The following is a 25,262-nucleotide window of genomic DNA, read 5'->3' as shown; positions in this document are numbered from 1 at the left end:
GGATGGGCCGTTTACTTTACTCGTCTCCGCATTCGTTTTTATCCCCCCAGATTTTTTTCACAGACTTTCGTTTGTAAACTGGCGTTTTTCCAAAACTGGATTACAAATAAATATATAAATAAAACAATACGTTTAGCCGTCGCTAATTTTATGTAATTCATGTTGGACCTTTCTTTTAATCGCGAACTCCGCTGTTAACCGGAAGACACGCTTCATGAAAACAGTTAGGGAGTCCACAACGTTGTACAACTTTCTCGGATCGCACAATCCATACTGGCGTTTATCGGAAAGCAGCGATGTTTTGCGCTTTTCCACCACCGAAACCACAGAACCTGAACGTACTTTGCAGTTAACTGCTGAACAGGCTGCTCGCATCAGGGAAATGACGGTCATCACTTCCAGCCTGATGATGAGTCTGACCGTCAATGAGAGCGATCTTTCTGTGCATCTGGTTGGACGAAAAATCAATAAGCGCGAATGGGGCGGCAACGCGTCTGCATGGCATGACACACTTGCAGTAGCCCGCGATTTATCGCATGGGCTTTCTTTTGCTGAACAGGTAGTGTCTGAAGCTCATTCCGCGATAGTCATTCTTGACAGCCGGGGAAATATCCAACGGTTTAATCGATTATGTGAAGAATACACAGGTTTCAAAGAGCACGATGTCATTGGGCAAAGCGTATTTAAGCTATTTATGAGTCGTCGTGAAGCTGCGGCATCCAGCCGCAATAACCGAGGCTTTTTTCGCAGTGGTAATGCTTATGAAATTGAGCTCTGGATACCAACGCGCAACGGTCAACGGCTATTTCTGTTTCGCAACAAATTTGTGCACAGCGGTAGCGGCAAAAATGAGATCTATTTAATCTGTTCCGGCACCGATATTACCGAAGAGCGTCGCGCCCAGGAACGACTTCGCATACTGGCAAATACCGACAGCATCACTGGACTACCGAATCGTAACGCCATGCAGGCGTTAATCGATCATGCCATTGATCAAGCTAACGACTGTAAGGTTGGTGTTGTATATCTTGATTTAGACAATTTTAAAAAGGTAAACGACGCTTACGGGCATTTATTTGGCGACCAGTTGTTACGTGAGGTGTCACTGGCCATTTTAAGCTGCCTTGAACAGGATCAGGTGCTGGCGCGTCCTGGCGGGGATGAGTTTCTGGTGCTGGCACCCAATACATCACAAAGCGCACTGGAAGCGATGGCATCACGTATTTTAACCCGGCTTCGCCAACCCTTCCGTATTGGTTTAATTGAAGTTTATACTGGCTGTTCCGTCGGTATTTCACTTTCGCCACAACATGGTATGGACAGCGCAGCCATTATTCGCCATGCCGACACCGCAATGTACACCGCAAAAGAAGGTGGGCGCGGACAGTTCTGTGTTTTTTCGCCAGAAATGAACCAACGTGTTTTCGAATATCTTTGGCTTGATACCAACCTGCGTAAAGCGCTGGAAAACGATCAGTTAGTTATTCATTATCAACCAAAAATCACCTGGCGCGGTGAAGTTCGAAGCCTGGAAGCGTTGGTGCGCTGGCAGTCGCCTGAACGCGGACTCATTCCCCCGTTAGACTTTATTTCCTATGCAGAAGAGTCTGGGCTAATTGTTCCATTAGGACGTTGGGTGATTCTCGATGTGGTGCGTCAGGTGGCGAAATGGCGTGATAAAGGCATTAATCTGCGGGTAGCGGTGAACATCTCTGCTCGCCAGTTTGCCGATCAAACTCTTTTTACCGATCTGAAGCAGGTTCTTCAAGAACTGAATTTTGAATACTGCCCTATTGATATCGAGTTAACTGAAAGCTGTCTGATAGAAAATGATGAACTCGCCCTCTCCGTCATTCAGCAATTTAGTCAGTTAGGCGCGCAAGTGCATTTGGATGATTTTGGCACCGGTTACTCTTCGCTTTCGCAACTGGCCCGTTTTCCCATCGATGCGATTAAACTTGACCAGGCTTTTGTCCGTAATATTCACAAACAACCTGTCTCGCAGTCATTAGTGCGTGCGATTGTCGCCGTCGCCCAGGCATTGAATCTGCAAGTCATCGCCGAAGGCGTGGAAAGCACAAAAGAAGATGCCTTTTTAACCAAAAACGGCATCAATGAGAGGCAAGGATTTTTGTTTGCCAAACCAATGCCTGCCGTGGCCTTTGAACGTTGGTTTAAACGTTACCTGAAACGCTTATAAAGAGACGAATGTATATAATTAGCGATATATAATCTTATCACATATCATTTTCTCGAATGAAAATTGGCCTTTGCCACTATACGCTTCTCTTTTAGTGGCAATTTTTGCATTATTCATTTTTGCCTTTATTTGCCATAAGGATGCCCTCATGTCTGAATTTGATGCCCAGCGCGTTGCCGAACGTATTGATATTGTGTTAGATATCCTTGTGGCGGGCGATCACCACTCTGCGATCCATAATCTCGAGATACTAAAAGCAGAACTCTTGCGCCAGGTTGCTGCATCTACGCCAGACATCCCGAAGGCACCGTGGGAGATTTAACAGTCGTGCTTTCAGGCTTTCCATTTAGCAGAAAAGGATGCCAGGCGCGTCAGCTTTTTTATTGAATATTATAACGTTATAAGAATTACAGCGATGAATTCCCGACAACAAACAATTCTACAGATGGTCATTGACCAGGGTCAGGTTAGCGTAACCGAACTGGCAAAAGCCACTGGTGTTTCTGAAGTTACTATTCGCCAGGATCTCAACACCCTCGAAAAACTGAGTTATCTGCGCCGCGCGCATGGTTTTGCAGTTTCGCTTGATAGCGATGATGTTGAAACCAGGATGATGAGTAATTATACGCTGAAGCGTGAACTTGCCGAGTTTGCGGCTGCTCTGGTTCAGTCAGGTGAAACTATCTTTATTGAAAATGGCAGCAGCAATGCCCTTCTGGCTCGCACGTTAGGCGAACAGAAGAAAGATGTTACCATCATTACGGTTAGCAGCTACATTGCGCATTTGTTGAAAGACGCCCCCTGTGAAGTCATTTTACTTGGTGGCGTGTACCAGAAAAAAAGCGAAAGCATGGTTGGCCCTCTGACACGTCAGTGTATCCAGCAGGTTCATTTCAGTAAGGCATTTATTGGTATTGATGGCTGGCAACCTGAAACTGGATTTACTGGACGCGACATGATGCGTACCGACGTAGTCAATGCAGTGCTGGAAAAAGAGTGCGAAGCAATAGTTCTGACGGACAGCTCAAAATTTGGTGCCGTACATTCTTACTCCATCGGCCCTGTTGAGAAAATCAAACGGGTCATTACCGACTCGAAGATACCTGCCAGCCACCTGTTGCATCTTGAGCATAATAGACTGACAGTTCACGTCGTCGACAATTAATTTCCCCTCCTCTACGGATGATTTGCACTTTCGCAAATCATCCGCTCTAAGATGATTCCTGGCTGTTAATTAAGACTATTTACCTGTCCTTAAAACTTCAAAGTTGTAAACTTAACATTAGCGATATAACAGGAAGTGACTGTCACCTGCGTGATATAACCCTGCGCGAGAGGATTTCACGGAAAATAACTTTTTCAGAAAGCGTGTTAACTATTATAGTTAAAGAGAGCTTACTTCCGTGAATCATAAATTCAGGAGAGAGTATTATGTTTGTAACGAGCAAAAAAATGACCGCGGCTGTTCTGGCGATTACGCTGGCTATGTCTCTAAGTGCCTGTTCTAACTGGTCTAAACGAGATCGTAATACCGCAATCGGTGCGGGTGCAGGTGCTTTAGGTGGCGCAGTACTGACTGATGGCAGCACGCTGGGTACGTTAGGCGGTGCGGCAGTCGGTGGTATTATCGGTCACCAGGTCGGTAAATAATCGTAAATAAATGTCGATTAGCGACTCGCAATTATAATACGCTTAACTCTGTTCAGTACGAAATAACTGAATAATACACACAGTAAAATAAACGAAAGCCACGGAATATTTTCGTGGCTTTTTTTGTTAACCGCCGGCAAGTTTTACCTTCATGCCTTTCGCTTCAAGCATTGATTTTAATAAATCACGCTTATCTCCCTGAATTTCGATAATTCCTTCTTTTACTGACCCTCCGCAGCCGCATTTTTTCTTCAGTTCTGCCGCTAGCTTTATCAGTTCAGCTTCATCGAGATCAACACCAGTAATCAGGCAAACACCCTTACCTTTGCGACCGCTGGTTTGACGTTGAATACGCACAACGCCATCACCTTTAGAGCGTAAAGGGGCCACTTTCGGTTCATCGATACGTCCGGTCTCCGTTGAATAGACCAGACGGCTGTTGGAATCACTCATTATGCACTCCGCTGTAACGAGGCGTTGATCGCTTTCAGCGTTTGCGCTGGATCCGCAGATTGCGTCACCGGGCGACCAATCACCATATAATCAACCCCAGCTGCCAGCGCCTGTTCTGGCGTCATAATGCGGCGCTGGTCTCCAGCATCACTCCCCTGCGGACGAATACCCGGCGTAACCAGTTTGAAGTCCTGACCAAACGCTTGTTTAAAACGAACGGCTTCCTGGGCAGAACACACCACACCATCAAGACCACATTTTTGTGTCAGCGCTGCCAGACGCTCTGCATAATCCGCTGGTGACAGTGTCACGCCGAGATCCGCCAGATCGCTTGATTCCATGCTAGTCAGCACAGTTACCGCTATTAACAACGGCGCGTCTTTGCCAAACGGAACCAGCGCCTCACGAGCAGCGGTCATCATACGCGCCCCGCCAGAGGCATGAACATTCACCATCCACACACCTAAGTCAGCCGCTGCAGCCACGGCGTGCGCTGCTGTGTTGGGAATGTCGTGAAATTTCAGGTCAAGGAAGATATCAAAACCACGCTCTTGCAGTTCACGGACAAACTGTGGCCCAAACAGCGTAAACATCTCTTTGCCAACTTTCAGACGACAATCGCGTGGGTCGATTTTGTCGACAAATGCCAGCGCAGCATCACGATTATTATAATCAAGGGCAACAACGACGGGAGAACGCGTAACAGCGCGGGAAGAAGATGAAGCAGTTAACGTCATGACCAGACCTTCTTGATGATGGGCACCGGAAGTGGCGCGAAAAAGGTAAACGGCGTGCATTCTACCCGTGGAAATAAAAAATTAACAGTTGCGATTTCTCCCCTGTCAGGCTTTTCCATACAGGAGTTACCGAAGCACATTTGTTGATAACAACCATTAGTATGTTGTAACTAAAGTTGATTTTTTTTAAAAACTACAGACCGTCCAGACCACGAATTGGTTTAATGGTCGACCAAGCCCGACAGGACGGACAATGCCAGTAAAGGGTATAAGCGGTAAAACCACACTTCTGGCAGCGATAACGCGGCTTACTGCGTACCTTCTCACCAACCATATCGCGCAGCACCATCAGGCTCTCTTTTGCACGCCCTTCTTCCGCTTCATTGAGGTGGTAATCCATCAATTTGTGGAACACGCGCATGGTTGGATGACGTTGCAACTGCCGCGTAATGTAAACCTGAGCTGCATCGCTCCCGTCACGCGATTCAATGATGTCAGCAAGCATCAGTTCAGCATCAGCACCCGTATTTTCTTCCACCGCTCGCTGGAGAAACTCTGCCCATTCGTCAGTTTTACCCAACTGCTGATAGCAGGTTTGCAGCATTTCCAACGTTTCGCTGACCAGTTCTCTGTCCTGAGAAATAACGCGTTGCAGGCTTTCGACCGCTTTGCCATACTCGCCTTTGGCCATAAAAACACGCCCCATCATGATGGATACGCGCGCGCTGTTTTTGTCGGCCGCCGCCCCTTTTTTCAGCAACGTCATGGCACGATCGAGATCTTCGCTGGCAATGTATTGAAGAGCTAATTCACAATAGAAATGAGCTATTTCGACCCGCTGTTTATCTTTACCCAGTTTAACCAAACGTTCGGCGACATCGATCGCCTTTTGCCATTCACTGGTGGCCTGGTAGATTTGCAGGAGTTGTTGCAAAGCGCCAACACGGAAGTCAGTTTCATCAGTCAATTGATTAAACATATCTTCCGCACGATCGTACAATCCGGCAGCCATGTAATCACGACCCAGTTGCTGAATTGCCAACAGGCGCTGTTCATAGGTCAGCGAGGCGCTTTCCATTAAGGTTTGGTGGATGCGAATTGCGCGATCGACTTCGCCACGGGATCGGAACAAGTTTCCGAGCGTAAGGTGGGCTTCAACGGTGCCGGTGTCCTCTTTGAGCATATCGAGGAACAGGTCCACCGCCTTATCTTGTTGATTGCTAAGCAGAAAGTTAACCCCCGCCACGTAATCACGTGACAGGCGATTGGCTTCATCTTGCTTGTTTTGTTGCGCACTTCTGCGGCCCATATACCAGCCATAGGCAGCGGCTACAGGCAAAAGCAGAAACAACAACTCCAGCATAGAAGGTTATTCCTTCGCCACTGACGCATGCGGCGCTACCGCCACATCAGTCGCGGGTGAAAGCTGGTTTTCCAGTCGCTTTATTTTACGTTCAGCACGCGCCAGAGAAACACGAACTCGCAGCCAGAACAGTCCGCAAATTAACCAACCGATAGCAAAACCCGCAGCAAACAATACCGCCAGCAAAGTAGAGATACGATACTCCCCTTGCGCTAACAGATAGTTAAACGTCACCTGTTGATCGTTCTGCGCACCTAACGTGACCGAAATCACGAAAATCGCCAACACCAATAAGAAAATGAGTAAATATTTCACATTACTTCCCGTTATGTGGTTAGAGCGCATAAATTATGGTCAACTTACCGCAATAGCCCTTTAAAGTACCATTTTCACGCCGACTGCGAAATGGCAACTACGTGCATTGTTGGTGATTTAAGGGCGAAAATCAGAAAATCAACCAGCGTTAACTTTCTTCTTCTCGTTGCGCTATCTCACGATTTTCTTCCGGAGGTGGTGTTAATGGCCCACAAATTCGTTGTGCAAGCCAGGTTGCCACCGCCACCAGCGCCCACGAAATCAATGTAGCCACCACCAAATCACGCGGCCAATGCATCCCGAGTAGCAGACGGCTTCCCATGACTCCCGTGGCCCAAACCAGCAAGAGTGCAATGGTGAATGTTCGCCGACGCGGCCACAGTAACCCAACGGCCAGCAGCGCCCAACTGGCAGCAAACATCGTGTGACCGGAAGGAAAGGCAAAACCCGTCTCTTTCTGCCAGTGAGAGCGTAAATAGCCCGGTATATTATTTTCTGCAGCCAACTGTTCTTTCACTAAACTTCCGCGTTCCGCACGTTTTAAAGTGTAGAACTCCTCAACCGGAATATGATGTGTTTTTTCCAGCCATATCACAAAGGGGCGCGGCTCCTGAACTTTATCTTTTATCCAGGATTTCACGCCTTGTCCAATGAGGATCGCCGCAGCCAGAATGGTAAACAGCATAATTGCGGCTTTGAGGCGAAAACGCAGACACCAGAGAAACCAAGCGAATAAAATCAGATGTGTAATGACGCCCCAGGGCTGAGTAACGGTTTCAGTGATCCAAAAGGCCGCTTTTAACAGCCAACTTTGATCTCCTGGTTGCCAACGCCAGCCAGAAATCCATACAGCTACCGGCATTACAAGTAATAGTGCAGCTCCCACTGCGGTACGTCTGGCAATCGAACGCATGGCCTCTCCTTTTTATAATTCCCACAATCATAACTGAAAATGCCTGCTCCAGTAAAAATTGACAGATTTGTGCCATTCAGTGAACGATTGGCGCGTCGTGATTAGGAGAACCCCTTCGCGTTATGGCAAAATAAGCCAATACAGAACCAGCATTATCTGGAGAATTTCATGCAGCTTAAACGTGTGGCAGAAGCCAAACTGCCAACCCCATGGGGCGATTTCCTGATGGTGGGATTTGAAGAACTGGCAACCGGACACGATCATGTCGCGTTAGTTTATGGCGACATTTCAGGACATACTCCTGTCCTGGCACGCGTCCATTCTGAGTGTCTGACCGGTGATGCCCTGTTCAGCTTGCGCTGCGATTGCGGCTTCCAGCTTGAAGCGGCACTGACGCATATTGCCGAAGAAGGCCGTGGTATTTTGCTGTACCACCGTCAGGAAGGACGTAACATCGGTTTGTTGAATAAAATCCGTGCTTATGCGTTACAGGATCAAGGTTACGATACTGTAGAGGCCAATCATCAGTTAGGTTTCGCCGCTGATGAACGTGATTTCACCCTCTGCGCCGACATGTTCAAGTTACTGGGCGTTAATGAAGTCCGTCTGTTAACCAACAACCCGAAAAAAGTCGAAATTCTGACCGAAGCGGGTATCAACATTGTTGAACGCGTGCCGTTGATTGTTGGCCGTAACCCAAATAATGAACACTATCTCGATACTAAAGCCGAGAAAATGGGCCATTTGTTCAACAAATAACCCTGTTCGCTACAGGCTTAATATATTTGCCGGATGATCCACATCCGGCAACTAAAGTTGAATTACTTCAACATATTACGAATGACATAATGCAAAATACCGTCGTTCTGGTAATAGGTTAATTCTGTTGCAGTGTCGATGCGACAACGGCACGGCACAACGTCCTGCACACCATCAGCTCGCGTTACTGTCACAGAAACCGTAGCGCCAGGTTGCAGATTTTGCAGATCGGCAATATCAATCTTCTCTTCCCCCGTCAGCCCTAACGATTTACGCGTCACCCCTTGCGGGAACTCCAGCGGCAAAATACCCATGCCGATTAAATTCGAACGGTGAATACGTTCAAACGATTCTGCAATCACCACGCGAATACCGAGCAGACGCGGGCCTTTTGCCGCCCAGTCTCGACTCGAACCTGACCCATATTCTTTCCCGGCAATTACCGCCAGCGGTGTTTTCTCTTGCTGATAGCGCATCGCCGCATCATAAATAGAGATAACATCATTGCCTGGTAGATGGCGCGTCATCCCCCCTTCAACACCAGGCACCATTTCGTTACGAATGCGAATATTGGCGAACGTGCCACGCATCATCACTTCATGGTTACCACGACGCGAACCGTAGGAGTTAAAATCTTTACGCTCAACACCACGACCTTGTAGATATCGACCCGCGGGACTATCAGGCTTAATGCTGCCTGCCGGAGAGATATGGTCAGTGGTAACCGAATCACCCAGCATTGCCAGAATTCGCGCACCGTGAATATCTTCCACTGGCGCAGGGGTTGCCTGCATTTCATCAAAGAAAGGGGATAAGCGAATGTAGGTCGAATCATCCTGCCATCCGTAGGTATCTGATCGTACAACCTTAATCTCCTTCCACTCCGCAGTCCCTTCGAAAACTTCCGCGTACTCCTTACGGAACATTTCAGTGGAGACTTGCGCAACAGCGCGAGCAATCTCTTGAGTCGATGGCCAGATATCTTTCAGATATACCGGATCGCCTTTACGATCGTGCCCCAGAGGTTCGGAAGCCAGGTTGATATTCATATTGCCCGCCAGTGCATAGGCAACCACCAGCGGCGGCGAAGCCAACCAGTTGGTTTTAACCAGCGGATGAATACGTCCTTCAAAGTTACGGTTGCCAGACAGTACCGCGCCAACGGTTAAATCGCCCTTTTTGATCGCGGTTTCGATAGGATCGGGCAACGGACCAGAGTTACCAATACAGGTGGTACAACCATAGCCCACAAGGTTAAAGCCCAGTTCATCAAGATACGGCGTCAGTTTGGCTTTTGCCAGATAGTCAGAAACCACTTTCGAGCCAGGCGCGAGAGACGCTTTGACCCACGGTTGTCGTTTCAGCCCCAAGGTGACGGCTTTTTTCGCCAGTAATCCGGCCGCCATCAGCACGCTGGGGTTAGAGGTGTTGGTACACGACGTTATCGCAGCAATAACCACCGCACCATCAGGCAACTGATACTGATGCCCGTTCATAACATAATCGACCGGCTGGCGATCTTTATGCGTGGCGTTGACTTCCAGTTCGTTACTGGCGGCAAAAGTTTTTGGCACATCAGGCAGCGCAACACGATCTTGTGGACGCTTTGGACCGGCAAGACTAGCGACTACGTCGTTCATATTCAATTCAAGCGTACTGGTAAACACCGGTTCATCACCTGCGTTCCGCCACATCCCCTGCGCTTTAGCATATTTCTCAACCAGTTCAACCTGGTCTTCACTACGGCCGCTTAACCGCATGTAATCGAGAGTGACAGCATCGATTGGGAAGAAGCCGCAGGTCGCACCATATTCCGGCGACATATTGGCAATGGTTGCACGATCCGCCAGTGGCAGTGAATCCAGACCATCACCGTAAAATTCGACGAATTTACCTACTACGCCATGTTTACGTAGCATCTGAGTAACGGTCAGCACCAGGTCGGTGGCGGTAATGCCTTCACGCAGTTTACCGGTGAGTTTAAAGCCCACCACATCAGGAATAAGCATGGAAACTGGCTGACCTAACATCGCCGCTTCCGCTTCAATTCCACCAACGCCCCAGCCTAACACACCAAGACCGTTGATCATGGTCGTGTGCGAGTCGGTGCCAACGAGCGTATCCGGATAAGCAATCCACTCCCCCTCCTGCAATTCACTCCACACCGCTTTGCCGAGATATTCGAGGTTCACCTGGTGGCAAATCCCAGTGCCTGGTGGCACAACGCTAAAACGACTGAACGCCTGCTGCCCCCATTTCAGAAATACATAACGCTCGTGGTTGCGCTCCATTTCCAGGCGTACGTTTTCCTCAAATGCCTCATCATCGCCAAAGCGATCGACGGTCACCGAGTGGTCAATCACCAGATCGACCGGTGAGAGCGGATTCACCTTCGCGGTATCGCCACCGAGACGTTTTACGGCTTCCCGCATCGCCGCAAGATCAACAACAGCAGGTACGCCGGTAAAATCCTGCATCAGCACTCTGGCTGGACGGTAGGCAATTTCGCGGTCGGCATGGGCATTTTTCAGCCATCCCGCCAGCGCATGAATATCGTCTTCGGTGACCGAATTGCCATCCTGCCAGCGCAGCAGGTTTTCGAGCAGAACTTTGAGCGACTTAGGCAGACGGGTGATATCGCCCAGTGATTTGGCAGCAAGCGGCAGGCTGTAGTAGTGGTAAGTTTTATCTTTGGCCTGCAACGTGTCCTTACTGGCTTCTCGTAGGGTTGACGACATAGCTCCTCCTTAATAACAGGGTTGCGATGCCCTGATTCTCTTCAGGGTGAATATTAAAGATAACACAAACATCGCGTAACGATTTGATAACAACCCAAATTGATAAAAGAGGAGAAACCGTGTGGCAAAGCAAAAGAAAACCCCGCTGCAGCGGGGTCAGGGATCAGTGAGTAACGATCCAGAGGAGTTCAGCCCAGAAGAGCATCGACAGAGAAAATGCGCCCATCCAGGACCAGTATTTCGTATTTGTAGTGATCATAGGCTACACCCTTAATAGTTATTACTTTATGTTGAGATAACTCAACCTGTTATTGCTGTGGTGTAATAAAAGCCGTTATATTCATTAATATATTGGGGAACAAGAATGATGATAATTATTGTTTCTGCTGATCATCTTCAGCAAACATCTCTATAAAGGCTTGCTGTTGCGGTGTTAGTTTCCAGCTATGGGGTATAACGACGGAACAATCCCGTTTCGTTTCCGTTGCATTGTCATTCTGCTGACATAATGGTGACGGCTCCTGATGTTGCTCCTGAACGACCATAGTTATCCCCACACTTTCCAAATCAGCAGTGCGACAACCACCCAAAAGAGCGCAGAACCAAGAAATACCGCAAGCCAGGCTTTGCGTTTTAATTCAGGGTCCCGGCGGGGGTCCTGATTTCCAGAAGGCATTGCTAACCTCATATAATCGCCATCACTTATCAGAAAGACGCTAAACGATTGGTGTAATTAATCAAATGATAGGACAAATCCTAATGAAACTTTAGTCAAAAATCCAGCGAATTTACGAATCGTTTCCAGTGAATAATTCAATCTTTTGACCTGAAATAGATATTTGAAGAGTGGAGTTTGCAACGCGGATAAATAGACACTACTTTATGCTCGATTTGCCATAAAAATTTTGTGGATATTTATATTGTGAGCGACTAACAAATAAAAAGGAATAGAGAATATATTCCGGCACCTTTGTCACATAAAAAGATGCCGAAAATAACGTGGGTAATTATTTTTCTGGCAATTTGATATCTTTGAACATGACTTCAATTTCTTCATTGGAACGCAGTGCAACGGCGGCATCAACGACGTCTCGCGTTAAATGCGGCGCAAAACGCTGAATGAAATCATACATATAGCTGCGTAAAAACGTACTACGGCGAAAACCAATTTTAGTTGTGCTGTGGCTGAAGATATCATGTGCATCGACACGCACCAGATCGGGGTCTGAAACCGGATCGACCGCCATGCTGGCAATGACCCCTACTCCCAGCCCAAGACGAACGTAGGTTTTAATGACGTCAGCATCAGTTGCTGTGAAGACAATTCGCGGCGTCAGCCCTGCGCGGTTAAAGGCTGTGTCCAGTTCGGAACGGCCGGTAAAGCCGAAGGTATACGTTACTAGCGGATACTGCGCCAGTTCTTCAATCGTGATCTCCTTTTTGCCCGCCAGAGGATGATCCGGGGTTACCACAATGGCCCGGTTCCAGTGGTAGCACGGCAACATCACTAAATCTTCATATAAATGCAGGGCTTCCGTGGCAATTGCGAAATCAGCATTACCTTTAGAGACTGCATCAGCAATTTGTGTCGGCGAGCCCTGATGCATATGCAAAGAAACTCGAGGATAACGCTCGATAAAGCCTTTAATGACATTTGGCAGCGCATAACGTGCCTGAGTATGGGTAGTGGCAATATACAGCGAGCCTTTATCAGGCCAGGTGTGTTCACCGGCTACCGATTTAATGGCGTCGACCTTTGACAACACTTCACGAGCAATACGGATAATTTCCTGCCCTGCGGGGGTTACCTGCGTCAGGTGCTTACCGCTACGGGAAAAAATTTGAATGCCCAGTTCATCTTCCAACATTCTGACTTGCTTACTGATCCCGGGTTGTGATGTGTAAAGTCCTTCAGCCGTTGAGGAGACATTCAGGTTATGATTGACTACCTCAACAATATAGCGAAGTTGTTGTAATTTCATGTTAAACCATCCAATTAGACGCCATCAGAACATCGTTTTTTCGCCACACCTGGCGGGTGACTAATACGATTTAATAATAAAAAAAGTGATAACTATAACCACTATATCATTTATAGCTTTAGTGTATAGGTATGTAGAAAAAATAATATGCAATGAAAAAGGGCCGCTTTTGCGACCCTTTGTTTATAAAAACCTGACAGACTTAAAGGTTATTTTTTCCCTTCAACCCATTTGCCATCAACATAAAATGCTGACCAGCCAGTTGCCTTTCCGTCTTTTTCCGAAGAGACATATTGCTGTTTAGTTTTGCGGCTAAAGCGAACCATTGTCTTATTACCGTCTGGATCTTGCTGCGGAGCCTCCGCCAGATAACGCAGTTTTTCCGGTAGACGGTCGCGGAAGCGATAAAGCTCTTCAACCAGCGGCGCACGCGTTTCACGAGATTTCGGGAAGGTGTTGGCAGCCAGGAACACTCCAGCAGCGCCGTCACGGAGCACGAAATAAGCATCCGATTTTTCGCACGCTAATTCTGGCAGCGGAACCGGATCTTCTTTCGGTGGCGCCACTTCGCCGTTACGTAAAATCTTACGCGTGTTTTTACACTCTTCGTTGGTGCAGGCCATGTATTTACCGAAACGCCCCATTTTCAGGTGCATTTCAGAGCCACATTTTTCACACTCAACGATCGGGCCGTCATAACCTTTAATGCGGAATTCGCCCTCTTCGATCTCGTAACCATCGCAGGTTGGGTTATTACCACAAACATGCAACTTACGTTTTGGATCGATGAGATAGCTGTCCATCGCCGTGCCGCATTTCGGGCAACGACGTTTGGCGCGCAGGGCGTTAGTTTCAGCGTCTTCGCCTTCCAGTACGTTCAGTACTTCGTTTTCCGGCACCAGGTTAATGGTGGTTTTGCAACGCTCTTTCGGCGGCAGCGCATAGCCAGAACAGCCAAGGAATACCCCGGTGCTCGCTGTACGAATACCCATTTTGCGGCCACAGGTAGGGCAATCAATGCTGGTCAAAACCATCTGGTTTGGACGCATACCGCCCTCTTCCGGATCTTTTTCCGCTTTATCAAGCTGCTGGGTGAAATCCGAGAAGAAGTGATCCAGTACGGCTTTCCACTCCGCTTCGTGATTTGCCACCTGGTCGAGGCTGTTTTCCATCTGCGCGGTGAAGTCGTAATTCATTAATTCGCGGAAATTTTCTTCCAGACGATCGGTTACGATTTCACCCATTTTTTCCGCATAGAATCGACGGTTTTCCACACGCACATAGCCGCGATCCTGGATGGTCGAAATAATCGACGCATAGGTAGACGGACGACCAATACCACGTTTTTCCAGTTCTTTAACCAGCGAGGCTTCGCTGAAACGGGCTGGCGGCTTGGTAAAGTGCTGTGCCGGAGTCAGTTCAACAAGCGACAGAGAGTCGCCTTTATCGACTGCCGGTAAAATACGATCTTCATCGCCTTTACGCAGCGCAGGCATTACTTTCGTCCAGCCATCAAAGCGCAGAATACGTCCGCGTGCTTTCAGGCGGAAATCGCCTGCACCAACGGTCAGCGTGGTGGAATCATATTTCGCCGGGGTCATCTGACAGGCAACAAACTGACGCCAGATTAACTGGTAAAGTTTCTGTGCGTCCGCTTCCATATCCTTCAGCGATTCCGCCATCACATTGACGTCAGAAGGACGAATTGCTTCGTGCGCTTCTTGTGAGTTTTCTTTGCTGGCGTACTGATTCGGACTTTCCGGCAGATATTTATTACCAAAATTATCGCTGATATAACCGCGAACCATATTTACCGCGTCCTGACTCAGGTTAGTGGAGTCAGTACGCATGTAAGTGATATAGCCTGCTTCATACAGACGCTGCGCCATCATCATGGTCTTTTTCACGCCAAAACCAAGACGAGTGCTGGCAGCCTGTTGCAGCGTAGAGGTAATAAAAGGAGCGCCAGGTTTGCTTGTGGTCGGTTTGTCTTCACGTTCCAGCACGCTATAGCGCGCTTTTTCCAGCAGACTTACCGCAGCCTGAGTTTGTTCTTTATTGACCGGGCGGAACGGTTTGTCATTCTGATGAGTCACCTGCAAAGCCAATGCCTCGCCGGATGGCGTGGTCGTGCTGGCATCCACTTCCCAGAACTCTTCCGGTACGAACGCTTTAATTTCACGCTCACGTTCAACCACCAGGCGGACCGCTACCGACTGCACACGCCCGGCAGACAGACCACGAGCAATTTTTTTCCACAGCAGCGGAGAAACCATATACCCCACCACGCGGTCCATAAAGCGACGCGCCTGCTGGGCATTAACACGATCGATATTCAGCTCACCTGGCTTGTTAAATGCCTGACGAATCGCGTTTTTCGTAATTTCGTTAAATACCACTCGGCTATAGCGCGCATCATCACCACCAATCACTTCCCGCAGGTGCCATGCAATGGCTTCCCCTTCGCGGTCAAGGTCGGTTGCGAGATAGATGTGGTCGGCTTTTTCAGCCAGTTGTTTCAGTTCAGAGACGACCTTCTCTTTACCTGGCAACACTTCATAGTGCGCCTCCCAATTGTGCCACGGGTCAACCCCCATACGGTTGACGAGAGCGCCACGTTCATCCTTTTTAGGCTTTTTAGCCGTCTTGGTGGAGGTAGAGTCGGCACTCTTTTTGGCTGCTGAGCCACTGGTCGGCAAATCGCGGATGTGACCGACGCTGGATTTCACCACGTAGTCACTACCCAGATACTTGTTGATCGTTTTGGCTTTTGCCGGGGACTCAACGATGACAAGAGCTTTACCCATATTCACCTTACCTAATTTGATTCTTCCAGGAATGCGTCGCACATTGATAAACCTTCCACTGGCAACGAGTTACCGATATGGACTCGCTCTCTGCGGATATCAACCCCTTGTCGTGACTCTGTTCACGATAATTCAGGTGACTGAGTTAACAGGTCTGGCCTACAGGCGCTATAGCACGACGTAATTTTGGTCGAATGTCAAGCAAATCTATTGCCAGATTGACGAAAGCGTCACACTGTACCTGATAAAATCCGTTACGCAACTTTATTAGCATGCAAAATCCAAAGTTGCCAGTAAGGCGCTCTTGCCGTCAGCGTGGTATATTTGTCTGCAAGCCATGCCTGGCGTAGACTAATGTCCTTGTTTAAGGAGTAAATAATGAACAAAGAGACACAACCCATCGACCGCGAAACGCTGTTGAAAGAGGCTAACAAAATCATACGTGAGCATGAGGATACGCTCGCAGGGATTGAAGCCACCGGCGTCACGCAGCGTAATGGCGTGCTGGTGTTTAGCGGCGATTATTTTTTAGATGAACAAGGATTGCCGACAGCGAAAAGCACCGCGGTGTTTAATATGTTCAAACACCTGGCCCATGTGCTCTCGGAAAAATACCATCTGGTCGATTAAAGCAAAACGCGAGGTTTTATCCTCGCGTTTATCTTTTACATCAACGGCTTTTGCCCGCGTTGCCACCAGCGTAGCAACAATCGGTCGGCGCTCTCTGCCGCGCTGCCAGTGAATCGATCGATCAACCGTTTACGCTGCATATAGCGTACATTGATCACTTCACGACCTTCCATCAGGCTAAGGATCACTTCATCACTGGTGTTGATTTCGTCAACCAGGCCTTTCTCCACCGCCTGTTGTCCGTACCAGTGTTCACCGGTTGCCACCATTTCAATGTCCAGAGACGGACGCATACGCTTCACAAAATCTTTAAATAACTGATGCGTTTCGTTCAGTTCTTCGCGGAATTTCTCGCGCCCTTCTTCGGTGTTTTCACCCAGCACTGTCAGCGTGCGCTTATACTGCCCGGCAGTGTGCAGTTCGATATCAATATCTTTGCTTTTCAGGAAGCGGTTAAAGTTGGGCATTTGCGCCACAACACCAATAGAGCCAACAATTGCAAACGGCGCTGAAACAATTTTATCCGCCACACAGGCCATCATGTAACCGCCGCTGGCAGCCACTTTGTCTACCGTAACGGTTAAAGGAATATTTTTATCGCGTAGGCGCTGCAACTGTGAAGCCGCCAGACCGTAACCATGTACCATGCCTCCGGGGCTTTCCAGACGCAGAACGACCTGATCCTGCGGTTTAAATGCCGCGAGTACCGCAGTAACCTCTTCACGTAGCGCGTTCACTTCATGGGCGTCCATGCTGCCCTTGAAATCCAGCACCCAGACTCGTGGCTTGCTTTCGGCTGCCACCTCGCCCAGTTTGGCTTTTGCTTTCGCTGCCTTCGCTTCTTGCTTGTGCTTTTTCTTCTGCGCTTTGTGCCACTGTTTTTGCTGATGTGGATCCATCAGCGCCGCAGCCAGTTCTTCTTTCATCTCCTTATACTGTTCGCTGAGATTGTTGACTCGTAACTCGCCACGCTGGCGTTTATTACGTTGAGCAACATTGACAATAATGGCGGCAATAGCCGCAATCGCCACCACAACGGTGACGATTTTCGCCAAAAACAAACCATATTCAGACAACAATTCCACGAGTCCCACCTTGGTTAAACAACGCTTTGGCTCACAGTTTACAACAGGCATGTTAAGCCGTCTCGCAGAGATGTTATTGCGGCGAAAGTATGACAACGTATTCATTTTACGGCGTTATCGCCCCAGGCTGATTGAAATGTCCTCCTGTTTCAGGCATAAAACCCCAAAGTCATAAAGTACACTGGCAGCGCGACTGTTGATGTCGTCGGGGAGTAGCCATGCATTACCAACCAAAACAAGATTTACTCAATGATCGTATTATCCTGGTGACAGGCGCCAGCGACGGCATTGGTCGTGAAGCCGCTTTAACTTATGCGCGCTATGGCGCGACGGTCATTCTGCTGGGCCGGAACGAAGAAAAATTACGTCAGGTGGCCCAGAGCATGTTCGAAGAGACAGGACGCCAGCCGCAATGGTTTCTTCTCGATTTGCTGACCTGTACGTCCGAAGACTGCCAACAACTGGCACAGCGTATTGCTGTTAATTACCCGCGTCTGGACGGCGTGCTGCATAACGCCGGATTGCTCGGCGATGTTTGCCCAATGCACGAACAAAATCCGCAGGTCTGGCAGGACGTCATGCAGGTCAACGTTAATGCCACCTTTATGCTCACCCAGGCACTGCTTCCTTTATTACTCAAATCGGACGCCGGTTCGCTGGTCTTTACCTCATCAAGCGTTGGGCGTCAGGGGCGTGCCAACTGGGGCGCATATGCGGTGTCGAAATTTGCCACCGAAGGAATGATGCAAGTGCTGGCCGATGAATATCAGCAGCGCCTGCGCGTCAACTGCATTAACCCCGGCGGTACACGTACTGCAATGCGTGCCAGTGCTTTCCCCACCGAAGATCCACAGAAACTCAAAACACCCGCCGATATCATGCCACTCTATTTATGGCTGATGGGCGATGACAGCCGCCGTAAAACCGGCATGACCTTTGACGCCCAACCGGGCCGCAAACCAGGAATTCCCCAATGAGTGATGAACGCTACCAACAGCGTCAGCAGCGTGTTAAAGAGAAAGTTGATGCTCGCGTGGCGCAAGCGCAGGATGAGCGTGGCATTGTCATCGTCTTTACCGGCAATGGAAAAGGCAAAACCACCGCGGCATTTGGTACCGCAACTCGCGCGGTTGGCCATGGCAAAAAAGTGGGGGTCGTGCAGTTTATTAAAGGTACCTGGCCTAACGGCGAGCGCAATTTGCTGGAGCCACATGGCGTTGAGTTTCAGGTGATGGCAACGGGCTTTACCTGGGATACGCAAAATCGCGAGTCTGATACCGCCGCCTGCCGTGAAGTCTGGCAACATGCAAAGCGGATGCTGGCAGATCCCTCAGTGGATATGGTTTTGCTCGATGAGCTGACTTATATGGTGGCGTATGACTATTTGCCACTTGAAGAAGTGGTGCAGGCGTTAAATGAACGTCCAGATCAGCAGACGGTGATTATCACGGGTCGTGGTTGTCATCGGGATATTCTTGAACTGGCGGATACGGTAAGTGAGTTACGCCCCGTGAAACATGCGTTTGATGCTGGCGTAAAAGCGCAGATAGGGATCGATTACTAAGTGAAAGCACCTCAAAAGAAACCTCTTGAGGTGCTTTAATCATAATTATATTCAAGCGGCAATAGCAAAATTCAGAATGCGTGTAATCTCATTAAAATGTCTCTGATATGTTCCATGATTCTCAGCGTCAACATCTTCAATAAATAATATCAATTCAGTAATTAACGCATTAGCATCGTCATAATTTATCTCGGCTAACTCTGGCGAAGTTTCAGTACCATAGTTAATCGTCAGGTTGTTCATAACTGTGAGGATATGGATAAAATATTTATGACAAACATTGCATGTGGTTTTATTGCCCAGGGTATTATACAGCATATCAAGTAATGCCAGTATCCTACGATTTTGCACATCGTTCATAAAAAGCCTCCTATAACATTATTCCGCTGGCAATAAGTAATTTTGCCAGCCCCTCAGACGCCTTTAACCCACTAATGACCTGTGCGCGTAATATCTCATTTAACCTTTTTTGTTCAGCTGCCGTGCGTGTTTTATTAACGTATAAGCTTTTCAGATAATCACCCTTATCTATAAAGGCATTTAAAGCCTCAATCGCAGGCATGGCAGGTGCCGATGCCTGTAGCCTGGTTTCATTCACATTGATTACTGAACTTAGAAACTCTTTCCTGTTTTTCAGCGTGTTAAACTCTGTATTCTTAGAGTTTTTAGATGCCGTATTATAATAAAACATATTATCATGCACATTCGCAAAGGTATAATTTTCAATCTTGTTGCTTTTTGTATAAATATCATTACGCAAAACTGTCATGTTCTTTATAAGTCTTACCCAGTTTTCATCTACCGTTGTACCTATTTTTCCAGAATTGACTTTTATTATATATAACTCATTGAAATAATTTACTAAATCTTTAACCGCCGCTGCAAACTGAGCTAAATCTTTGCTATGTGAAACACCAAGTAGTGTTTGTGCGTTGTTTGCGTGATCCAGAGCCTGTTTAAGTAATGCCACTTGCTGACTTTCCGTTGTTGCCATATCCTCAGTCAGAAGTTCTACATAAGCGCTCATGCTATTAATGACTTCCATTGAAGCCAGTAGTTTTTCTTTCTCGAAAGGGACTAATTGTACTTGTTTTGTATTTGGCCCTGGACGCTGGCATAATTTCCCTCCATTACCATCACCGCCTATATCTATGGCATAATCAGGTCGCAGGGCACAATCCGGATTAGTTGCATAGAAATTAACAAGGAAGTTTTCACGAGAAGCATAATATTGTTTAAAGAAACTTGCATTCGCTGCCACCGCTTTGTTACCCACAGTAATAACAGTTTCAGCTTGTTCGTTTTTCAATGCTTCAGTTGCACAACCTGAAAGCATTAACAGCGATAGAAATATTCCACTATATCTAATCATAACCCACCTCTTAACGTTGAGTTTATCTCAGATAATTAAATAGTAATGTGGCTATTTCCGGGCATTATTCATAAGCAAGTATGAAATTAAATTAAAATACTGCGACTATTTATCATGCTTCAAATGAAGAAAAGGCCCCGCAGGGCCTTTATTTTATACTTATCTTAAATTAACCGTTATTATTACGTCCGCCAGAACGACGACCGCCGCTCACCTGGCTATGACGTTTCACCGCACGTCGAATTTGATTTGCCTTCATGCGACGACGATCTTTTTCTACAGCGACTTTAGAGCTGGTTTCTGGCGGTAGCTCCACCAGTTCGCGCAGATAGTTAGTCTGGGCGAGATCCAGCTCCGTCCAGCCGCCGCGTGGCAGACCTTTCGGCAGTGGAATATCACCGTAACGCACACGGATCAGGCGACTTACCTGCACGCCAACCGCTTCCCACAGACGACGAACTTCACGGTTACGGCCTTCGGTCAAAGTAACGTTGTACCACTGGTTGATCCCTTCACCGCCGCTGAACTTGATGGTTTTAAAGGCTGCCGGACCATCTTCCAGCTGCACACCACGGCTTAAATCACGCAGTTTCGCGTCGTCAACCTGACCAAATACACGCACGGCATATTCACGTTCAACTTCACGGCTTGGATGCATTAAACGGTTTGCCAGTTCACCATCGGTGGTGAACAGCAACAGACCACAGGTGTTAACGTCCAGACGACCCACGGCAATCCAGCGTGCGCCACGTAGTTTTGGCAGGCGATCAAACACCGTTGGACGCCCTTCCGGATCGTTACGGGTACACAACTCACCTTCTGGTTTGTAATAGGCCAGAACGCGACAAATTTGTTCAGCGGACTCACGTACCGAAATCAGGTGACCATCGATACGGATTTTCAGTCCAGGGGTAACTTCAACGCGATCGCCGAGTTTAGCAATTTTGCCATCAACACTCACACGACCGGCTTCAATAATAGATTCGATTTCACGGCGAGAACCGTGGCCGGCACGCGCCAGCACTTTCTGTAACTTTTCGCTCATTGAGCTTCCTTTTGGTGTCGCCTTCCCAGGCGTCTGGTATGCTTTTGTGCAACAGTGAGTCAGAACTTACATCTGACTCACTGATAGTAAAGTCTGTTTGAACTCTTCAGGCCGTAGCTGGCCTGCCTTTGAGGCGGAACATCATACACGATCTTTATGGTTAAAGCTTGTTTCGATTAACATCGGCTTTATTACCAACCACCACCAGCGCCAGAACCACCACCGGAATAGCTCCGCCCCAACAAACTGGTATAGGCCCCGCAACTCAGGTGCGTCTGTAATGAGAATAAAACGCCGTTACGGGCAATCTCTGGAGCGCGAATCGCCGAAGAAAGCGAAGGAACGATGCGTAACGCCCATTCCCTCCCCAAATTTGCCGATATAGCCCAACCTAACAACGCGTAATCCAGCTTCCGTGTTTCCCCTTTCCGCCGCCGCCCACTGTGCGTTGCTGCCTCTTTACGTGCAAGATAGTTAACGATAGCTTCACCGTGGGCATAACGTTGTTGCCCAGTTTGGGTAAACTTTGGCAGAAAAATATACCCCATGCCAGTGAGATAACCGGTCAGGAAAACAGCGCTAAAATAACCCGCCGGCATGTACCAGTAAAAGAATACATCTCCGACATTGATATAGAGAGAATAGAAGGCCACGCCTGAACAAATCAGTGGTAAAAACAAAGTGATGATTACACGATTAACGCAAGGCTTGTCATCATCGCGGGCAAACAAAAGCTCAAGGGAACAAAATAAAAAAGGAAGAAGCCAGCAGATCATAATAAACATATCGCCCACCAGACTCATTCCTGCCCAACCTACGGGACTCAGGTTACCGTAGAGAATGACCGCCAATATCGCCATTCCGCCCCCTTGCAAAAACGCATCAGGTCGGTAAAACGAAGACTTTTTACGCGGCAGATAAAATTTCTGCATCCGTAAAAATGCTCTGCGTAAGACTCTGTTGCGCCTCCCCGTAAGAACGACCTTATCGCCTTTACGAAATAGCGCTTCCAGTAATAACTGTTCGGTGGGCAGTAATACCGCATTATTTCTGGTCGCGCCTTCATTAACACGAATCAGGGTTTGCTGATTTTTGTCATACTGATCTTCCAGATGAATTTTTCCTTTCACAATCAGATTTACGATATCGGCACAAAAACCTTTATTCGTCGTGTGTTGTGCCGGGGCATTATCCAGCAAGGCATGAGGCCAGCGGTAGAGAACCGTGAAATCTTCACGATAAAACGGATCGCGAGATTCAATTTTTCCGTCCTCAAGGATGCGGTCATTTCGATATGTGTCGCCCTCTTCTCAAGTAAAGAGATCGATTTCGCTAAATGGATTACCCGCAATATTAGAGAACTGGAGAGAAAATCGGGTCTTATAAATTTCAAACGGCCAGTTGTTACCGGTCACGTTCCAGATTAGCAGGTCAGAGTCACCATCGCGTAGAAAAGCATTTTTAACCTGATAATGAATTTGATAATGATAGTCGCCTTGAGGCAAGAAACGTTGTTTATCGCCCACGACAATACTCATTAACCCGATATGCCAGTCAAGATGCCAGAGTTCAGGAACGCCATCACGGGTGACGCCAACAATACGATAGTTCAGCAGTGCAGCATCCCCATTAGGCTGCATCCATAGTCGTGGTAAATCACGAGAAAACCCGTGCTTAATCTGCTGATTTCGCGCCTGAAAATGAATGTTCTCTTTGATGTCGAGCACCCCATCCGGTTGCAGAGTGGCTTCAACATCAAAGAGCGAGACCCCTTCTTCATATGAAGGGATCTCCGTGTTTTTCGCATAACTCAACGAAGAGAAAAAAAGCCCAACTATCAACAGCAAAATGCAGCGATATATCCCTGCCATAATCTTCCATCCGTGGAACGCAATTTTTTATAAGAAAGGCTTCACATCACCCACGCCTTCACGCACCACGACCGGCGTATCATCGGTAAGATCAATGACCGTTGTCGGTTTCTGCCCGAGATAGCCGCCGTGGATAATCAAATCCACCTTTTTTTCCAGACGGTCTTTAATTTCTTCCGGATCGGATTCGGTAAATTCGCTGCCCGGTAGCATCAGCGATGTGGAAAGCATCGGTTCGCCCAATACCTCAAGCAACGCCTGCGCAATCGGGTTAGAAGGCACACGCATCCCAATGGTTTTGCGTTTTTCCTGCAACAGACGGCGTGGCACTTCCTTCGTCCCCTTCAGGATGAAGGTATAGTTGCCCGGCGTGTTGTTTTTCATTAAACGAAACGCAACGTTATCCACGAATGAATAGGTCGAAAGTTCAGAAAGATCGCGACACATCAGGGTAAAGTTGTGACCGTCCGGCAGCTGGCGAATACGACAAATACGCTCCATCGCGTTTTTATCTTCAATTTTACAGCCGAGTGCGTAGCCGGAATCAGTTGGATAAACAATCACCCCGCCTTTACGCACGATCTCCACCGCCTGGTTGATCAGACGTTGCTGCGGGTTATCAGGATGAATATAAAAAAACTGGCTCATAATTCCCTCTCTGTGGTGTTCTGCGGCTGTTCCCATAGCTGCCAGACGCCTTCAACGCCTGCGGGCAGCCAGAGTTTACGACCCAGTTCGATCCACGGGCATGGCTGATGAAAATCAGATCCTTGTGATGCCCATAAATGATGCTGGCGGGCAAGTGTCGCCAGCTGGGTACGTTCATTGGGCGATTGCTGGCACTGCGCGACTTCCATCGCGTCGCCGTGGTGTTCGGCAAAATGCGCAACCAATCTTTTCAGCCATTTAGCACTAAGATTGTACCGCCCAGGATGAGCAAGCACCGCCTTACCGCCAGAATGATGAATGACATCAATAGCTTGTTCTATTGTACACCACTGTGGCGGAACGTATCCGGTTTTCCCGCGCGCCAGATACTTTTTAAAGACATCCGCCATTGAACTGGCTTTGCCGCACTCCACCAGGAAACGAGCAAAATGACCGCGCGTCACCGCACCGCCCTGCGCCAGTCGTTGCGCGCCTTCCAGTGCCCCAGGTATTTGCGCTTTTTCAAGTCTTTCGGCAATCAGCTGCGCCCGCTGATTGCGCCGTTCTGTCTGCTGCGCGAGGAACTCACACATTAGCGGATGAGTAATATCAATATTCAGCCCGACAATATGAATTTCATGATTTTCCCAGACCGTGGAAATTTCCACGCCGGGAATAAGATTCAGCGCCAGTCCCGAACGTGAAATTTCCTCTCTTGCTGGCGCGATTGCAGCTGTGGTGTCATGGTCGGTGATCGCCAGAGTGCCGACGCGCATCTCGACCGCACGGTGCACCAACGCCTCTGGCGTCAGGCAGCCATCGGAAGCTGTGGTATGGCTGTGCAGGTCGTAAATCACTGCGTAATTCGTGTCGCTCAAGGCGCACTCCCGTTTTGGATAATGTTTTTGGCGCCGACATCATAACGGTTCTGGCAAATATTCTGAAATGAGCTGTTGACAATTAACCACCGAACTAGTTAACTAGTACGCAAGTTCACGTAAAAAGGGTATCGACAATGAAAACGATTTTCGTACTGAAAGGTTGGTGGCGCACTTCCTGAAACGGGCAGTGTATTCACCATGCGTAAAGCAATCAGATACCCAGCCCGCCTTATAAGCGGGCTTTTTTTT

Annotated in this window: 27 protein-coding genes, 1 pseudogene and 1 other annotated feature; of the genes and pseudogenes, 9 read left to right on the top strand and 19 right to left on the bottom strand. The window is 48.2% G+C overall.

The window, feature by feature from the left end; translation table 11 throughout:
* Positions 1-38 precede the first annotated feature (38 nt).
* Entirely contained in the window at positions 39-161 is a 123-nt protein-coding gene (locus tag FEK50_RS18455; RefSeq protein WP_130208829.1) for a hypothetical protein, read from the bottom strand.
* A 53-nt stretch (positions 162-214) separates the two neighbouring features.
* Here FEK50_RS18455 and pdeR point away from each other — a divergent pair, with 53 nt between their 5' ends.
* The 4 genes from pdeR to osmB all read left to right on the top strand — a co-directional run bounded on the left by pdeR (position 215) and on the right by osmB (position 3,850).
* Positions 215-2,200 (top strand): cyclic di-GMP phosphodiesterase, encoded by a 1,986-nt coding sequence (pdeR, locus tag FEK50_RS18450; RefSeq protein WP_131161803.1) that lies wholly within the window; start codon positions 215-217, stop codon positions 2,198-2,200.
* Positions 2,201-2,348: 148 nt separating this feature from the next.
* Positions 2,349-2,522, top strand: a complete 174-nt coding sequence (gene yciZ / locus FEK50_RS18445) for a protein YciZ (RefSeq protein ID WP_130208833.1) — start codon at positions 2,349-2,351, stop codon at positions 2,520-2,522.
* A gap of 93 nt (positions 2,523-2,615) precedes the next feature.
* Positions 2,616-3,365: a DNA-binding transcriptional regulator YciT gene (locus FEK50_RS18440; RefSeq protein ID WP_130208835.1), complete on the top strand. Its 750-nt coding sequence runs from the start codon at positions 2,616-2,618 to the stop codon at positions 3,363-3,365.
* Positions 3,366-3,631: 266 nt separating this feature from the next.
* Positions 3,632-3,850 (top strand): osmotically-inducible lipoprotein OsmB, encoded by a 219-nt coding sequence (gene osmB, locus FEK50_RS18435; protein ID WP_000498252.1) that lies wholly within the window; start codon positions 3,632-3,634, stop codon positions 3,848-3,850.
* A gap of 126 nt (positions 3,851-3,976) precedes the next feature.
* On the opposite strand, the gene yciH is transcribed toward osmB, so the two are convergent.
* From yciH to pgpB, 5 genes are all read right to left on the bottom strand, one after another.
* Complete coding sequence (yciH, locus tag FEK50_RS18430; RefSeq protein WP_131161802.1) at positions 3,977-4,303, bottom strand: stress response translation initiation inhibitor YciH; 327 nt, start codon at positions 4,301-4,303, stop codon at positions 3,977-3,979.
* A complete protein-coding gene (gene pyrF, locus FEK50_RS18425; protein ID WP_130208839.1) occupies positions 4,303-5,040 on the bottom strand; it encodes an orotidine-5'-phosphate decarboxylase in 738 nt (245 codons plus the stop codon). Before pyrF ends, yciH begins: the two co-directional genes overlap by 1 nt.
* Before the next feature lie 193 nt (positions 5,041-5,233).
* Complete coding sequence (gene lapB / locus FEK50_RS18420) at positions 5,234-6,403, bottom strand: lipopolysaccharide assembly protein LapB (protein WP_130208841.1); 1,170 nt, start codon at positions 6,401-6,403, stop codon at positions 5,234-5,236.
* Positions 6,404-6,409: 6 nt separating this feature from the next.
* A complete protein-coding gene (gene lapA, locus FEK50_RS18415) occupies positions 6,410-6,718 on the bottom strand; it encodes a lipopolysaccharide assembly protein LapA (protein ID WP_130208843.1) in 309 nt (102 codons plus the stop codon).
* 148 nt (positions 6,719-6,866) lie between these two features.
* A complete protein-coding gene (gene pgpB, locus FEK50_RS18410; RefSeq protein ID WP_130259732.1) occupies positions 6,867-7,631 on the bottom strand; it encodes a phosphatidylglycerophosphatase B in 765 nt (254 codons plus the stop codon).
* A gap of 168 nt (positions 7,632-7,799) precedes the next feature.
* On the opposite strand from pgpB, the gene ribA reads away from it, so the two are divergent.
* Positions 7,800-8,390, top strand: a complete 591-nt coding sequence (gene ribA, locus FEK50_RS18405) for a GTP cyclohydrolase II (RefSeq protein WP_130208847.1) — start codon at positions 7,800-7,802, stop codon at positions 8,388-8,390.
* A gap of 62 nt (positions 8,391-8,452) precedes the next feature.
* Here the strand turns inward: ribA and acnA are convergent, their stop codons facing one another.
* From acnA to topA, 6 genes are all read right to left on the bottom strand, one after another.
* Entirely contained in the window at positions 8,453-11,128 is a 2,676-nt protein-coding gene (gene acnA / locus FEK50_RS18400) for an aconitate hydratase AcnA (protein WP_131161801.1), read from the bottom strand.
* Between the two features lie 163 nt (positions 11,129-11,291).
* Positions 11,292-11,387, bottom strand: a complete 96-nt coding sequence (gene ymiC / locus FEK50_RS18395; RefSeq protein ID WP_130208851.1) for a small membrane protein YmiC — start codon at positions 11,385-11,387, stop codon at positions 11,292-11,294.
* 115 nt (positions 11,388-11,502) lie between these two features.
* The gene (locus FEK50_RS18390; protein WP_130208853.1) at positions 11,503-11,673 is read right to left on the bottom strand and encodes a hypothetical protein; all 171 of its coding nucleotides are present in this window, start codon (positions 11,671-11,673) and stop codon (positions 11,503-11,505) included.
* A 2-nt stretch (positions 11,674-11,675) separates the two neighbouring features.
* Positions 11,676-11,816 (bottom strand): YmiA family putative membrane protein, encoded by a 141-nt coding sequence (locus FEK50_RS18385; RefSeq protein WP_212741620.1) that lies wholly within the window; start codon positions 11,814-11,816, stop codon positions 11,676-11,678.
* A gap of 319 nt (positions 11,817-12,135) precedes the next feature.
* On the bottom strand, positions 12,136-13,110 hold the full coding sequence (cysB, locus tag FEK50_RS18380; RefSeq protein WP_064527218.1) for an HTH-type transcriptional regulator CysB: 975 nt from the start codon (positions 13,108-13,110) through the stop codon (positions 12,136-12,138).
* A gap of 209 nt (positions 13,111-13,319) precedes the next feature.
* Complete coding sequence (gene topA / locus FEK50_RS18375) at positions 13,320-15,917, bottom strand: type I DNA topoisomerase (RefSeq protein ID WP_130208855.1); 2,598 nt, start codon at positions 15,915-15,917, stop codon at positions 13,320-13,322.
* Between the two features lie 378 nt (positions 15,918-16,295).
* On the opposite strand from topA, the gene FEK50_RS18370 reads away from it, so the two are divergent.
* Positions 16,296-16,547 (top strand): YciN family protein, encoded by a 252-nt coding sequence (locus tag FEK50_RS18370; RefSeq protein ID WP_130208857.1) that lies wholly within the window; start codon positions 16,296-16,298, stop codon positions 16,545-16,547.
* Positions 16,548-16,582: 35 nt separating this feature from the next.
* On the opposite strand, the gene sohB is transcribed toward FEK50_RS18370, so the two are convergent.
* Positions 16,583-17,632, bottom strand: coding sequence for a protease SohB (gene sohB / locus FEK50_RS18365; protein ID WP_131161800.1), 1,050 nt, complete (start codon positions 17,630-17,632; stop codon positions 16,583-16,585).
* 218 nt (positions 17,633-17,850) lie between these two features.
* Here sohB and FEK50_RS18360 point away from each other — a divergent pair, with 218 nt between their 5' ends.
* Together FEK50_RS18360 and cobO are read left to right on the top strand one after the other, a co-directional pair.
* Entirely contained in the window at positions 17,851-18,609 is a 759-nt protein-coding gene (locus FEK50_RS18360) for a YciK family oxidoreductase (protein ID WP_131161799.1), read from the top strand.
* Entirely contained in the window at positions 18,606-19,196 is a 591-nt protein-coding gene (cobO, locus tag FEK50_RS18355) for a cob(I)yrinic acid a,c-diamide adenosyltransferase (RefSeq protein WP_130259727.1), read from the top strand. The genes FEK50_RS18360 and cobO overlap by 4 nt, the downstream gene beginning before the upstream one ends.
* Positions 19,197-19,247: 51 nt before the next feature.
* Here the strand turns inward: cobO and FEK50_RS18350 are convergent, their stop codons facing one another.
* From FEK50_RS18350 to rnm, 6 genes and pseudogenes are all read right to left on the bottom strand, one after another.
* Entirely contained in the window at positions 19,248-19,556 is a 309-nt protein-coding gene (locus FEK50_RS18350; RefSeq protein ID WP_131161798.1) for a hypothetical protein, read from the bottom strand.
* A 10-nt stretch (positions 19,557-19,566) separates the two neighbouring features.
* A complete protein-coding gene (locus tag FEK50_RS18345; RefSeq protein ID WP_131161797.1) occupies positions 19,567-20,568 on the bottom strand; it encodes a hypothetical protein in 1,002 nt (333 codons plus the stop codon).
* 169 nt (positions 20,569-20,737) lie between these two features.
* Positions 20,738-21,613 carry a 23S rRNA pseudouridine(2605) synthase RluB gene (rluB, locus tag FEK50_RS18340; RefSeq protein WP_001291217.1) on the bottom strand — a complete coding sequence of 292 codons (876 nt, stop codon included), beginning with the start codon at positions 21,611-21,613 and terminating at the stop codon, positions 20,738-20,740.
* Positions 21,614-21,804: 191 nt separating this feature from the next.
* A pseudogene (locus FEK50_RS18335) lies at positions 21,805-23,484 on the bottom strand (DUF2207 domain-containing protein).
* Positions 23,485-23,511: 27 nt separating this feature from the next.
* Positions 23,512-24,132 carry an L-threonylcarbamoyladenylate synthase gene (locus FEK50_RS18330; protein ID WP_131161796.1) on the bottom strand — a complete coding sequence of 207 codons (621 nt, stop codon included), beginning with the start codon at positions 24,130-24,132 and terminating at the stop codon, positions 23,512-23,514.
* Positions 24,129-25,010 (bottom strand): RNase AM, encoded by an 882-nt coding sequence (rnm, locus tag FEK50_RS18325; RefSeq protein WP_001285663.1) that lies wholly within the window; start codon positions 25,008-25,010, stop codon positions 24,129-24,131. The genes FEK50_RS18330 and rnm overlap by 4 nt, the downstream gene beginning before the upstream one ends.
* A 137-nt stretch (positions 25,011-25,147) precedes the next feature.
* Here rnm and trpL point away from each other — a divergent pair, with 137 nt between their 5' ends.
* Positions 25,148-25,192, top strand: coding sequence for a trp operon leader peptide (trpL, locus tag FEK50_RS18320; RefSeq protein WP_131161820.1), 45 nt, complete (start codon positions 25,148-25,150; stop codon positions 25,190-25,192).
* Positions 25,169-25,262: a sequence feature (Trp leader region), on the top strand. Its footprint overlaps the gene before it by 24 nt.

It is taken from the genome of Escherichia sp. E2586 (assembly GCF_005781105.1).
Lineage (GTDB): Bacteria > Pseudomonadota > Gammaproteobacteria > Enterobacterales > Enterobacteriaceae > Escherichia.
This window is presented reverse-complemented; position numbering and strand designations above follow the sequence as displayed.